This is a genomic window from Actinomadura madurae, from assembly GCF_047130825.1.
GTDB classification, from domain to species: domain Bacteria; phylum Actinomycetota; class Actinomycetes; order Streptosporangiales; family Streptosporangiaceae; genus Spirillospora; species Spirillospora madurae.
Genome location: NZ_CP083237.1, coordinates 7,153,905 through 7,166,551, shown reverse-complemented (window position 1 = coordinate 7,166,551; position 12,647 = coordinate 7,153,905). Strand labels below are relative to the sequence as shown.

Below are 12,647 nucleotides of genomic sequence, written 5' to 3'. Positions count from 1 at the left end.
GCCGTGGAAAGGCGGACCCGATCATCGGCAGATGCTCGCGCCGTTGCGTCCGACGAGCGAAGTCCGTGGGAGCCGCGCCCGCGTGGTGGGCGATGTCCCGCCGCGAGGATCGGGCCGGAGGTGCTCTCCGTCATCCGGCGGGAACGGCTCCTTCCGCGATGAGGGCCTCGACGGCTCGGACAGCGCGGCGAGCTGCAGTCGGTGGCGCTGGCCGGCCGGTTCGCCTCGCTCGCCGACAACGCGCAGGCGTTCATGTCGTCGCTGCGGCGGGCGATCGACTTCTCCGACGGCGATGTCGGGGGGTTCATCGCCTACAAGGAAAGCTCATCGACTACATCAACCGGTTCATCGCCGACCTCGCCAACTCCGGCGCCGACATCGCGAGGCCGCTGGACGAGGTGGAGGCGCGAGGCAACGAACGGCTGCTCGGCCTGGCGGCACGGCGGGAGGCCTCCGAAGCCGTCCCCGACGGGGCGGACGCCGCCGAGGCGTTCGGCCGCGCCGAGGCCGGCGCGCTGGAGTCGTGGCGCAACCGGTGGCGAGGGCTCCGGGACTGGTTCGTCTCCGGCGGGCCGGACCGCCCGTCGCAGGCGCGGCTGCTGCGCCGACCGGCGGTGACGGCGATCAAGCAGCACGAGACCGCGATGCACCGGCTGTGGCGGGCGGCGGCGAGGTGCGCGATGACCGAGGTCGACATACCGCGGGGCGATCGGTTTTCCAACCGGCTCGACGGTTCGGGTGTTAGAGCATGGTCTCGATGGTGATGGGCAGCTCGCGGATGCGGCGGGCGGTGGCGTGGAAGACGGCGTTGGCGATCGCGGGGGCGATGCCGACTTGGACGACTTCGCCGAGTCCTTTGACGCTGATGGGGTCTGCGTAGTCGTCGCGGCCTTCGAGGAAGATCGCGTTCAGATCACGTACGTCGGCGTTGACGGGGACGAGGTAGTCGGCGAGGTCGGCATTGGTGATCCGGCCGTCGCGGTGGTCGGTGGTGGTGTGTTCGAGCAGGGCCGTGCCGATGCCGCCGACCATGCCGCCGATGGCCTGGCTGTGGGCCAGCCGTGGGTTGATGATCCGGCCGGCGTCGTAGACGCCGAGCATGCGGCGGATACGGATCACGCCGAGGCTTTGGTCGACGCCTACCTCCGCGAAGACCGCACCGTAGGCGTATGCGGATCGGGTTTCCTCGGTCGGCGGCGCGAACATGCCGGGGGCCTCCAGCCGGGCGCGGCCGTTGCGGGCGAGAAGTGCCCGGTAGCTGTCGTCGCGGCGCGGGTCGCTCTCGAGATGAAGCCTGCCGCGGGTTGCCACCACGTCACCGGGATCGGCCCCGTGGAGGGGCGAGGCGGGGTCGTTGACGGCGAGCTCGATGGCCGACCGCCGGACGCGGCGCGCGCCGTCGTGGACCGCCGAGCCGACGCTGGCCATGGTCGTCGACGCGCCGTGGGGCGGAGTCACCGGCATGTCGGAGTCGCCGAGTTGAAAGGTCACTTCGTCGGTGCTGAGGCCGAGTTCGTCTGCGGCGACCTGGGTCATGGAGGTGTAGGTTCCCGGTCCCATGTCGCTGGTGGCGGCTTGGACCAGTGCTGTCCCGTCGACGTTGAGGCGGACCGAGGCCCGTGCGGTCGTGCGTGCGGTGTTGTAGACCGCCGCCGCCATGCCGGTGCCGACGAGCCAGTCGCCGGCCCGGGTGGATCCGGGTTCGCGATCGCGGTCGTTCCAGCCGAACTCACGCGCTCCGACGGTGTAGCACTCCTGGAGGCGGCGGGTGGAGAACGGCAGCTCCGAGGACGGGTCCGCGTCCGGCTCGTTGCGTCGTCGCAGCTCGATCGGGTCGATGCCGAGCCGGTGGGCCACCTCGTCCATCGCGGTCTCGAGGACGTGGACCGCGCTGACGTACCCGGGGCCGCGCATGTAGGTCGGGGTGTTCACGTCCAGCGGGACGGTCCGGTAGGCCTGCTGGACGTTGGGGGTGCTGTAAAGCATCCGGCCGGGGGTCATCACTGCTTCGGTGAAGGTCTCGTAGGAGGAGGTCTCGGCGCGGATGTCATGGATCGTGGCGGTGAGGCGTCCATTGCGCTGGGCCCCCAGCCGGAGGCGGTATTCGTACGCCGGCCGGAAGCCGGTGCCGAAGTACAGCTGGCGGCGGGCCATCACGAGTTTGACGGGCCGGCCGGTCTCGCGGGCGGCGAGCGCGGCCACGGTCACGTGCGGCCAGCAGCGCAGGGCGCTGCCGAAGGCGCCACCGACGTACGGCGAGATGACGCGGACATCGGTTCGAGGTATGCCGAAGACCGTGGCGAGTTCGAGTTGCGTGCCGTCGCCGACCCACTGGGTCTTGTCCATGACGGTGAGGCGGCCGCGCTCCCAGCGGGCGATGGTGGCATGCGGCTCCATCGGGTTGTGGTGGTTTCGGGCCAGGTCGTACGTCAGGTCGAGCTGTATCGGCGCCGATTCCAGAGCGGCCTCAGCCTCGCCGCGGGCGTAGGTGGACGGCTCGTCGGCGGGCGCCGTGCTCAGGTCGGTGGACGGCTGTTCAACCTTGTAGGTGACGTCGATCAGGTGTGCCGCGTGCTGGGCGATCTCCAAGGACTGGGCGACGACGACGGCGACCGGCTGACCGAAGAAGTGCACCTGGTCGTCCTGGAACACGCGCAGGCGCACGCCGGGCGGGTTGTACGAGCCGTCGGTGTTGTCCTCGTACGGCAGCGTGGGCGCGTTGCGGTGGCTGAGCACGCTCAGCACACCGGCCTCGGCCTCCGCGGCCGCGGAGTCGATCGCGGTGATCCGGCCGCGGCCGATACTGCTGTCGACCATCACCGCGTACGCGACGTCGTCGATGCCGTGGTCGGCCGCGTACGTCGCCCGGCCGGTGACCTTGAGGCGGCCTTCGACACGCTTGTGTGCGCGGCCGACGGCCACCTCGGGCTGGTGACTCATCACTGTTCTCCCACGACTCGCAACTGACGCTCGACCGTGCGCTGGAGCAGGTCGACCTTGAAGGCGTTGTGTTCGAGGGGTTCGGCACCGTCGGCGGCATGTTCGGCCGCGGTGCGCCACAGGTCGGGTGACGGCCGCCGCCCGACCAGCCGCCGCTCCACCGCGCGAAGCCGCCACGGCACGGTGCCGACTCCGCCGGCGGCGACCTTCGCCGTCCGGATCAGGCCGTCGCTGATCGAAAGCGCGACGGCGGCAGAGGTCAGTGCGAACTCGTAGCTCTGCCGGTCCCGGACCTTGAGGTAGCCCGACCGCAGCGGCCGGGGCTGGGCGGGGATCTCCACCGCGGTGATCAGTTCTGCGTCCCGCAGTGCGTGTTCCCGTTCGGGCGTGCTTCCCGGCTTGACGAGGAAATCGGCGAAGGCCACCTGGCGGCGTCCGCGCACGTGTCGAAGGTGAACCACGGCGTCCAGTGCGGCGAAGGCCACGGCGAGGTCGGAAGGGTGGGTGGCCACGCAGGCCGCGGAGGTTCCCAGGATCGCGTGGGCGCGGTTGTCGCCCTCGCGAGCGGCGCATCCGGAACCCGGCTCGCGCTTGTTGCAGGACGCCGAGCGGTCTCGGAAGTATGGGCACCGGGTTCGCTGCATGATGTTGCCGCCGATGGTGGCCATGTTCCGCAGTTGGGCCGAAGCGCTCAGTTCGAGGGCCTCCGAGACCATCGGGAAAGACGTTCGGACGCCAGGATCGGCGGCGACGTCGGCCATCGTCGCCAGCGCGCCGATGCGCATGCCCCCGCGGGGGGTGGGCGTGATGGCGCGCATCGGTAGCGCGCTGATGTCGATCAACGCCTCGGGACGTTCGACCTCCTCGCGCATCAGGTCGACCAAGGTCGTGCCCCCCGCGATGAAGCGTCCGCCGCGGTCCGCCGCGGCGACGGCAGCGGACTGACTGTCGACCTTCAGGTACGAGAACGGGTACATCGTCGCTCTCCCTCGGCCCCAGCGGCTTGCTGCACCGCTTGGACGATGTTGACGTAGCAGCCGCAGCGGCAGATGTTTCCGCTCATCCACTCCCGGATCTCCTCCGCGGAGCCCGCGTGCCCTTCACGAATGCAACCGATGCCGGACATGATCTGCCCTGGTGTGCAGTAGCCGCACTGGAAGGCGTCCTGGTCGATGAACGCCTGCTGGAGCGGATGGAGATCACCGTCGCCGGTGACCAGGCCCTCCACGGTGGTGATCTCGGCGTCCCGCAGTCGAACCGCCAGGGTGAGGCAGGCATTGACGCGTGCGCCGTTCACCAGCACCGTGCAGGCACCGCAGGCGCCCGCGTCGCATCCCTTCTTGGTGCCGGTGAGGTCGAGCCGCTCGCGCAGCAGGTCCAGCAGCGAGGTGCGATTGTCGACCTCGATATCTTGGAGTACTCCGTTGACCTTCAGCGCGACTCTGCTGGTAGGCCCTGCGTGAGTGCAGCCGGGGCTGCCGGGCTCACCGACCCGAAAGCAAGAATGCCCGCTGCCGCGGTCCTCGCCGCCATGAACGTTATGTCGAGACAACGGCCTATCAGCGTGATGTGTGTCGTCAGCGGACATGTGAGTCTTCCTTCTCGGCATAGGCCGGCGCCGGGTTCGTGGTCCGAGCGAGCAGGTCAGCCGATGCCGGACGCTTCGGTGCGGGCGCGTGTGAATGTGTCGAGCATCGCCGCGAGCTCTGCGGGACGGCTGAGGGCGGGGCAGTGGCCGCTCGCGATCTCGTCGGGGACGATTCCGAGTCGCTCACGTACAAGTCGGCGCTGGAATGCTGCGGGGAATAGCCGGTCCTCGGTGCAGAGGACGTATCGCGTTGGCGTGGTCGGATAGGTGTCGAGGGGCCAGGGCTCGTAATAGGCGGAGCTGGAGGGCGGGGGCGGTTCCCTATTCGACACCTGGTCGGCCAGATGCTCGGGCACGTCGTGGAAGTAGCTCACGTATGGGTCGGAGGAACCGGTGAGGCCACCGTCTTCGGCGGCCTGGATTCGGACGGCCTCCGGATGTCCCGTGTTGCCCCACCAGTCGGCCGGCGGCTCGCCGGGCCGGGGGATCATGGCGGTGACGTAGATGAGTCCGGCGGTGGGAAGGCGTTCGGCGACCAGAGGTGCGGTGAACCCGCCGAACGAATGCGCGACGACGAAGAGCTCGTCTTGTACGTCGATTGTGTTGACGACGGCGTCGGCGTAGTCGTGTAATGTCGCCGAATCGTCGCCGGTCCACAGTGTGGGGGCCGCAGTGGTGTGTCCGAGGGATCGGAGTTCGGCTTCTACGAGGTGCCAGAACCATCCTCCGCCGACGCCGGCGCCGTGGATGAGCGCGAATGTACTCACGGCTCGTTTCCTCTCTTGCTGCGGTGAGATCGATAGAACGCCATCCGAGTTCAGCCTTGTTCGGTGTGCTCGACGATCGCCGCGATGGCCAGGTCCCAGAGTTCTCGTGGCGGTTGTTGATGCCCGGCGCCGGGGAGGGAGACCAGCTGCGCGCCTGGGATCTCGGCGGCGAGGGCTCGGCCATGCTCGAGCGGTAGCATCGGGTCGGCGGTGCCGTGCAGGACCAGGGTCGGGACGGTGATCTGGTCGAGCCGGGCGCCGGTCGGGGCGTCGTCGTCGAGGACGAAGTGGTTGGTCATCGAGGCGGCCATGTCCCGGGTTCGATCGACCTCCTGGGCGGCGAGTCGCCGGACGTGCGGCTCGTCGAACCCGAGGCTTCCCGCGTACGGCCGTTCGGCCTCGGCCCGATAGGCCACCACTGCGTCACGGTCGGTCCAGTCGGGCCCGGGTCCGGGGTCGGTGAACGTGGCCATCACCTGCGGACTCGGCGGTGGGAGCCGACGATCGTGCTCGGCCGGGACGGCGGGGCTGGTCGAGGCCAGGCACAAGGTGCTCACCCGTTCGGGGTGTTCGAGGGCGATGCGCTGGGCGATGCCGCCTCCCATCGACAGCCCGACCAGGTGTGCCCGACTCACTCCCAGAGCGTCCAGGATTCGCAGCGGGTCGGTGGTCAGATCGTGGGCGGTGTACGACGGCCGGCCAGGCGGTGAGCCGGTCGACCGGCCGGTGTCGCGGTGGTCGTAGCGCACGACGTGGCGACCCGCCTTGGCGAGGCGACCACAGAAGTCGTCCTCCCACCAGATCATCGACTGTGCTCCACCTGCGATCAACAACACGGTCGGATCGGCTGGGTCGCCGAACGCCTCGTAGCACAGCTCTATCCCGTCGATCGTCAGGATCTGTTCGGTCATGGGACGTCGCTTTCCGTCGTGGTGGGATGGCCGCCTCTTGCCGGTACAGAAAGCCCGAGGTCCGGAGAGACCGGGCGGCTGCGCGGCGCAGCGGGAGATGCGGTGTTCTCGCGATCAAGCCCTCCGGCGCCGCGAGTGATGCCTTGCGGGGGTCGGATCCGGTGCGCCGCCAGCAGGATCCCGATTGACAGCACCGCGGCCATCGCGAGCAGGCCGTTGAAGCCCCAGAGCGCCATGAGCGGCCCTGCGACCGCGGCCGCGGCCGCGGCCATGACCGTCATGGCGGTGTCGGCGGCGCCTTGGACGCGGGTGTCGCCCATCGAGCAGGCGGCGATGTGCGATGAGGCCGCCACGGTGCACACCGACCAGCCGAGGCCGACCAGGAAAAGGCCGAGTCCATGCGTGAACGGGCTCTGCCCGAACCAGCCGATCAGCACCACGAGTGAGACCAGCAGCACGGCCCCTCCCACGACCAGTGCCGTTGGCACTCCGGCTCTGTCGGACAGGGCGCCGGACAGGGGGGCGAACGCGTACATTCCGAGGAAGTGGACTGAGAGGGCGGCGCCTATGGCGGTATGGGCGGCGCCTTGGTGGTGCATTTCCAGCGGCGTCATCACCATGACGGCCACCATGGTGGCGTTGGCGAGCATCAGTGCTGCGATACCCGGGCCGAGTGGAGAGGCGTGACGCCGAGGTCGCACCTGGTGGCGTTCGGCTCGGTGGCCGGCCGTCCGACCCAAGGTTCGGGCGACGATCAGTGGGTCGGGTCGAAGCAGGCTGAAGATCACCAGTGCCGCGATGAGTGCGCCGGTCATGTCGACCAGCAGCGGCCCCGCCAGCGGGTGCAGGCCGAGCCGTGCGGACACGGCCCGGGCCGGGCCGACCATCAGGGGCCCCACCACCGCACCCACCGTGGCGACCCACACCACCATCGACAGCGTGGTGGCGCGGCGGCCCTCCGGGGCGAGGTCGGTGACCGCGTACCGGCAACTGTTCGTCGACGCCGATGACGCACCGAGCGCGCCCATGCCGGCGATCAGGAGAGTGAAGCTCCCGGTGGTCGCGGCCACGACACACGTTCCTGCGCCGATGGCGCCGATCAGGTAGCCGGCAGCCAGTCCACCGCGCCTGCCCTTCCTGTTCATCAATGTCGCCAGCAGGTAGGAGGCCGCCCCGGCACCCAGGATCAGGGTCGCCTGAGCCAGGCCGGCGGCGCCGGAGGAGCCGGCCAGCTCGGCCGCCAGTATCCCGCTCACGGCGAAGGTGAGCGCGACCGCGATGCTGCCGACGACCTGGCTCACCATGAGGAGGATCAGGGTTCTCCTCTGCACCCTTCGGATGTCGAACGAGAGCGTCATGACGGTCCCTTTCGGGGCAGGTGGAGCGAGGGTTGATGCGGGTGCTGGTGTCATTGACTCGCGTGGCGCGGTGCGGCCGGACCGTCGTCAGGCAGCGGGTTCCTCCTGGAGGGCGCGTACCTCGATCCTGCTTCCCAGCGCCCGCGAGACCTGCTTGGTCCATTCGATCGCGACGTCGTCATTCTCGGCCTCGATGATCCAGAAGCCACCGAGGTGCTCATCGGCCTCGACGAACGGGCCTGGTGTGAGTACGGGGCTGTCACCGGAGTAGTCCACCGTGGTCGCGTTCGACGGCGGGTGCAGGCCTCCAGCGGACACGAACGCGCCCGCCTCCTGAAGGGCGGTGTTGAACGCACCGACCGCGGCCGTCATCCCCTGAAGCTCCGCGGAGTCCATGCCCTCCATCGTCGGCTCCTCGGCGGAGTCGTGGGGGAGGCTCAGAAAGTACTTCGTCATAGTCGTCCCCTCGTCGTGGGCGTTGCTCTCGATGGTCGTTCTGGGACGGACAGATTCGAGCGCTGTCTGAACGCTGGAAACGCTAGGCGGGGGCTCCGCGGTGACGCATCGGTCATCGTGACCGGTGTCCGGGAAACCGGTGACTGGCGCCGGTCGCCGGCTAGACGAGGTCGGCCAGTTCGGCGCGACCGGTGACGCCTAGTTTCGGGTACGCCTTGTAGAGGTGGTGGCCGACGGTCCGTGGGCTCAGGAAGAGCTGTGCGGCGATCTCCTTGTTCGTGCGACCGGCGGCGGCCAGCCTGACGACCTGCAGCTCTTGCGGGGTCAACAGGGTGAGCGGGCCGCTGCGCGGAGGCTCATCGTCCCGCTCGCCGAAGGCGGCCAGTTCGCCGCGCGCGCGCTCGGCCCAGAGCCTCGCGCCGAGGCGGTCGAACGCGGACACCGCAGCCGCTAGATGGGCGCGGGCCTCGGTCCGGCGGCGCCGGCGGCGCAGCCACTCGCCGTAGACAAGCTGGGTACGGGCGCGCTCATAGGGGCCGCCGTGCCGTTCGTGGAACCGCAGCGCCTCGGCGTACTGCGTGTCGGCGTCGCCGTCATCGGCCAGCAAGGCCCGGCAGCGTAGTGCGAGCCCGGTGGCCACCGGGCGGTCGACGTGCTCAGCCCAGTGCAGGAACGTTGCCAGTGGTCCGTGGGCGCGATCCGGCCGGCCGCTTCGCACGGCCGCTTCCACCAGATCCGGCACCGCCCGGATCAGGAGGTCGCGGCTCGCAGGCCCCCGGGACACTTGCTCCAGCCTGTCCAAGGCCTCCCCGAACCGCCGGGCGGAAAGATCGAGCATGCCGAGCCCCCAGGCCGCGATCTCGGCGTTGACCCGATGCCGGGCTCGGGCTCGCGGGAGCACGTCGTCGGCAAGAGATCGACAGCGTGCCGCGTCACCCGACACGGCGTGCAACCACACCTCCACCGATCGGTGTGCCAGGCTCTCGGTCGTGTTCCCGAGTTCGTCGCTCACGGACGCGCCTTCCGCCACGCACGCGCGGGCGTCCGCGAATTCGCCGCGGAACAGCCGCGCCACGGCGAGCACGTTCAGGGTGTACGGGACCCACCCCAGCGCCCCGGTGGCCCGCACCTCGGCCAGCATGTCCTCGGTCCCGGCGATGACGCCGTCGTCGTCCGCGATCATGAGCCCGCCGAACCCGGCCGTGATGCGACGCATCAGGTCGTTCCCGCCGCCGCGGGTGGCGGTGTGGAGATCGCGCATCGGGCCGAGGGCCAGCTCCGGGCGTCCGGCGAAGAGCTCCGCCCACCCGGCAAGGGCGGCGACGACAGGTGCCCACCGCTCCGGCGGGGTGAACCCGCGCATCAGATCCGCCGCACGCTGCAGGAGGTCGTGCGCCGCTCCGTGCCGGGCGGCGTGCGCGGCCTCGAAGAGCGTGAGCGCGGCGCGCTCCGGATCGATGTCGCGCATGAACGCGGCGGCCTCGATCGTCAGCTCCGCATCGGCCCGCGGCGAGGTGCGTTCGTACTCCACGGCGCCACGGGTGTAGATGGCGTCGGCCCGGATGCCGGGGTCGGTGGTGAGCGAGAGCGCTTCGGCCGCCAGCCGGGCGGCGCGGTCGGCCTTGCCGGCGTCGAACGCGGCGTGGCTGGCCCGGGCGATACGCCGGGCCTTCAGTTCCCGGTCGGCGCTGAGCCGGCCGGCGCGTTCGTAGGCGGCGGACACCGCCATCGCGCCGCCTCGGTGCCAGGCCCGCTCCGCCGCGCGTTCGAGTTCGGCCGCCACCGCCTCGTCGGGGGCGGTGGTGGCGGCGGCGAGGTGCCAGGCCCGGCGGTCGGCATCGGCGTCCGCGCGCAGCGCCTCGGCGTACGCGCGATGTACCTCGATCCGCCGGTGCAGCGGCGCGTCCTGGAAGGCGGCCGCCCGCACCAGGGGGTGGCGGAACGTTATCCGGCTGTCGATCCAGACCAGCCGTTCGCGTTCGGCGGGCGCCAGGTCGCCGGGGGTGCCGCCGAGGGATTCGATCACGCGCAGGATCGTCGCCAGGGGCGCCGCGGTGTCGGCTGCCACCACCAGAAGGGCGCGCTGGGTGGGATCGGGAAGTTCCACGATCTGGCGGCGGAACGCCTCCTGCACGCGGCGGGTCACCGGCAGCGGGCGGACCTGCTCGGCCGGATCGGACTCGTCGGCATCGCGAGCCGCGAGCCGCGACGACCCGAGCTCAATGATCGCCAGGGGATTGCCGCCGGACTCCGCGAGGACCCGGGTCCGCACCGGTTCGATGAGGTCCGGTGCGTGGTCGTCGAGCAGCCGGGCGGCATCGGATGCGGCGAGGCCGGCCAGATCAATGACCTCGACGCCTGAGATCTCGAACGGCACGAATGTCTCGCGCACCGCGAACAGCACCGCGATCGGGTCGGCCACGAAGCGGCGGGCCGCGAACAACAGCGCCTCTACGGAACCCTGGTCGAGCCATTGCAGGTCGTCGACCACGCACAGCAGCGGGGCGTCCTCGGCCAGATCGGCGAGCAACGACAGGGCGCCGGCGGAGATCAGGAACCGGTTGGCCTCGTCCCCCTCGGCCAGGCCGAAGGCGCAACGCAGTGCCGTGGCCTGGGGGACGGGGAGGGCGTCCAAGCGATCCAAGTGAGGAAACAAGAGCTGGTGCAGGCCGCCGTACGCCAGCTCGGAGTCGGACTCGACCCCTGCCGCGCGGACCACGTGCATGCCGCCTCCGGCTTCGGCGATCGACACAGCGTGGTCGAGAAGGACCGATTTCCCGATTCCGGCTGCGCCCCGCAGCCCCAGCGCACCGCTGCGTCCGTCGCGCGCATCTGCCAGCAGGCGTCGAATGCGGGTTTGCTCGACGTCCCTTCCCACCAGCGACATGCGGCCACCCTAACCAGGCCAGTACAGCGACCTTGGTGTCGCCGGTGATGTCGGCTCCGCCCGACATCTGTCCAATAAGGAGCTCCGGGGCGGCGGGCGGCGGAGCCGGCCTTCCGGCACCGCAACGTCCAGGCCCGCGGATCCGACGCGAGCCGGCCGCACGGATGCGATGCGGCGCGGCCCGCGGTGGTGGGGCCGGTGGACGACGTGCATTGACGGCCTGCGACCGCGTGCCTATTCTGGCACTCCATTCAGTGAATGAGGATTTCATTCAGTGTAATCCAAGCGAGAGGATCGCGGAATGAGCATCGTCGATGTGGGCCTCGCCGAAGCCGCCGGCACCTGGCATCGAGCCACGAGCGACCTGACCGACCCCGTCGTCAACCCGGCCTCGAACGCTCAGCTCGCCGAGATCCCCCGCAGTTCGGCGGAGGACGTGGACCGCATGGTCGAGGCGGCGGCCGCGGCGTTCCCGGGCTGGGCCCGCACGACGCCGGGCGAGCGGGCCCGCGCGCTGCTGCGGATCGCCGACGACCTCGAGCGGGACGCGGCCGGGTTCGCCCTGCTGGAGTCGCGCAACGTCGGGAAGCCGATGGCGCTGGCGGAGGAGGAGGTGGAGATGATCGTCGATCATCTCCGGTTCTTCGCCGGGGCCGCGCGGCTGCTGGAGGGGCGCGCCGCGGGCGAGTACGTGTCCGGGCACACGAGCTTCCTGCGCCGCGACCCGCTGGGCGTCATCGGGTCGGTCGCGCCGTGGAACTACCCGCTGCTCATGGCGATCTGGAAGATCTGCCCGGCGCTGATGACCGGCAACACCCTCGTGCTCAAGCCTTCGGAGCACACCCCGCTGACCGCGCTCCGGTTCGCCCGGCTGGCGGCCGAGCACCTGCCGCCGGGCGTGCTCGGCATCGTGACCGGCGACGGTTCGGTCGGGGCCCGGCTGGTCGACCACGACCTGGTGCGGATGTCCTCGCTCACCGGGTCCACCCGTACCGGCAGGCGGCTGCTGCACGCCTCTGCTGACAGCAACCTCAAGCGGTTGCACCTGGAGCTGGGCGGCAAGGCGCCCGTGCTGGTGTTCCCCGACGCCGACGTGGACCTGGCCGTCTCGAAGATCGCCGAGGGCGCCTTCTGCAACTCCGGCCAGGACTGCATGGCGGCCTCGCGGCTGTACCTCCACGAGTCCGTGCACGACGAGGTCGTCGCCGGGCTCACCGCCGAGATGAACGCGCTCGTCGTCGGCGACCCGGCGGACGAGGCGACCACCATGGGCCCGGTCATCACGGCCGCGCACCAGGAGCGGGTCGAGGGCTTCGTGCGGCGTGCCGGGGAGACCGGCCACATCGACCTGGTCCGGAGCGGACGCCCGGACACCGGGTCCTTCGTCGCGCCCACGCTGCTCCTGGGGGCGCGGCAGCGGGACGAGGCCGTCCAGGAGGAGATCTTCGGCCCCGTCGTCACGATCACGAGGTTCGGCGACGGGGACGACGTGGCCGCGCTGGCCAACGACATCAAGTACGGCCTCGCCGCGTCGGTGTTCACCTCGGACGTCGCCCGCGCGCTCCGGCTCTCGCGCGACCTGCAGTTCGGCACCGTCTGGATCAACGACCACCTGCCGGTGGTCCCGGAGATGCCGCACGGCGGGTTCAAGGAGTCGGGGCACGGCAACGACATGTCGATCTACTCGCTCGACGAGTACACCGAGCTCAAGCACGTCATGGTCAACCTGGGCGAGTGATG

At 70.4% G+C, this 12,647-nt stretch carries 10 protein-coding genes; 2 read left to right on the top strand and 8 right to left on the bottom strand.

Going from position 1 to position 12,647, the window contains the following annotated elements:
- Window positions 1-92: 92 nt before the first annotated feature.
- Window positions 93-764: a DUF2397 family protein gene (locus K8Z49_RS32950; protein ID WP_412516036.1), complete on the top strand. Its 672-nt coding sequence runs from the start codon at window positions 93-95 to the stop codon at window positions 762-764.
- On the opposite strand, the gene K8Z49_RS32945 is transcribed toward K8Z49_RS32950, so the two are convergent.
- The 8 genes from K8Z49_RS32945 to K8Z49_RS32910 all read right to left on the bottom strand — a co-directional run bounded on the left by K8Z49_RS32945 (window position 742) and on the right by K8Z49_RS32910 (window position 10,907).
- Window positions 742-2,940, bottom strand: coding sequence for a xanthine dehydrogenase family protein molybdopterin-binding subunit (locus K8Z49_RS32945; protein WP_412516035.1), 2,199 nt, complete (start codon window positions 2,938-2,940; stop codon window positions 742-744). The two genes, K8Z49_RS32950 and K8Z49_RS32945, sit on opposite strands and share 23 nt — an antisense overlap.
- Complete coding sequence (locus K8Z49_RS32940) at window positions 2,940-3,917, bottom strand: FAD binding domain-containing protein (RefSeq protein WP_021592572.1); 978 nt, start codon at window positions 3,915-3,917, stop codon at window positions 2,940-2,942. The genes K8Z49_RS32945 and K8Z49_RS32940 overlap by 1 nt, the downstream gene beginning before the upstream one ends.
- Window positions 3,896-4,528, bottom strand: a complete 633-nt coding sequence (locus K8Z49_RS32935) for a (2Fe-2S)-binding protein (RefSeq protein ID WP_412516034.1) — start codon at window positions 4,526-4,528, stop codon at window positions 3,896-3,898. Before K8Z49_RS32935 ends, K8Z49_RS32940 begins: the two co-directional genes overlap by 22 nt.
- A 56-nt stretch (window positions 4,529-4,584) precedes the next feature.
- The gene (locus tag K8Z49_RS32930) at window positions 4,585-5,295 is read right to left on the bottom strand and encodes an alpha/beta hydrolase (protein WP_412516033.1); all 711 of its coding nucleotides are present in this window, start codon (window positions 5,293-5,295) and stop codon (window positions 4,585-4,587) included.
- Window positions 5,296-5,345: 50 nt separating this feature from the next.
- Entirely contained in the window at window positions 5,346-6,206 is an 861-nt protein-coding gene (locus tag K8Z49_RS32925) for an alpha/beta fold hydrolase (protein ID WP_021592575.1), read from the bottom strand.
- On the bottom strand, window positions 6,203-7,564 hold the full coding sequence (locus K8Z49_RS32920; protein WP_021592576.1) for an MFS transporter: 1,362 nt from the start codon (window positions 7,562-7,564) through the stop codon (window positions 6,203-6,205). Before K8Z49_RS32920 ends, K8Z49_RS32925 begins: the two co-directional genes overlap by 4 nt.
- 87 nt (window positions 7,565-7,651) lie before the next feature.
- On the bottom strand, window positions 7,652-8,020 hold the full coding sequence (locus K8Z49_RS32915) for a YciI family protein (protein WP_021592577.1): 369 nt from the start codon (window positions 8,018-8,020) through the stop codon (window positions 7,652-7,654).
- Between the two features lie 160 nt (window positions 8,021-8,180).
- A complete protein-coding gene (locus K8Z49_RS32910; protein ID WP_412516032.1) occupies window positions 8,181-10,907 on the bottom strand; it encodes a helix-turn-helix transcriptional regulator in 2,727 nt (908 codons plus the stop codon).
- Window positions 10,908-11,208: 301 nt separating this feature from the next.
- Here K8Z49_RS32910 and K8Z49_RS32905 point away from each other — a divergent pair, with 301 nt between their 5' ends.
- The gene (locus tag K8Z49_RS32905; protein WP_412516031.1) at window positions 11,209-12,645 is read left to right on the top strand and encodes an aminobutyraldehyde dehydrogenase; all 1,437 of its coding nucleotides are present in this window, start codon (window positions 11,209-11,211) and stop codon (window positions 12,643-12,645) included.
- Window positions 12,646-12,647: the final 2 nt, after the last annotated feature.

Bases quoted from the DNA above. Each gene is read 5' to 3' on its own strand.
- K8Z49_RS32950 (WP_412516036.1), top strand. From the start codon at position 93: ATGTCCCGCCGCGAGGATCGGGCCGGAGGTGCTCTCCGTCATCCGGCG.
- K8Z49_RS32945 (WP_412516035.1), bottom strand. From the start codon at position 2,940: ATGAGTCACCAGCCCGAGGTGGCCGTCGGCCGCGCACACAAGCGTGTC.
- K8Z49_RS32940 (WP_021592572.1), bottom strand. From the start codon at position 3,917: ATGTACCCGTTCTCGTACCTGAAGGTCGACAGTCAGTCCGCTGCCGTC.
- K8Z49_RS32935 (WP_412516034.1), bottom strand. From the start codon at position 4,528: ATGTCCGCTGACGACACACATCACGCTGATAGGCCGTTGTCTCGACAT.
- K8Z49_RS32925 (WP_021592575.1), bottom strand. From the start codon at position 6,206: ATGACCGAACAGATCCTGACGATCGACGGGATAGAGCTGTGCTACGAG.
- K8Z49_RS32920 (WP_021592576.1), bottom strand. From the start codon at position 7,564: ATGACGCTCTCGTTCGACATCCGAAGGGTGCAGAGGAGAACCCTGATC.
- K8Z49_RS32915 (WP_021592577.1), bottom strand. From the start codon at position 8,020: ATGACGAAGTACTTTCTGAGCCTCCCCCACGACTCCGCCGAGGAGCCG.
- K8Z49_RS32910 (WP_412516032.1), bottom strand. From the start codon at position 10,907: ATGTCGCTGGTGGGAAGGGACGTCGAGCAAACCCGCATTCGACGCCTG.
- K8Z49_RS32905 (WP_412516031.1), top strand. From the start codon at position 11,209: ATGAGCATCGTCGATGTGGGCCTCGCCGAAGCCGCCGGCACCTGGCAT.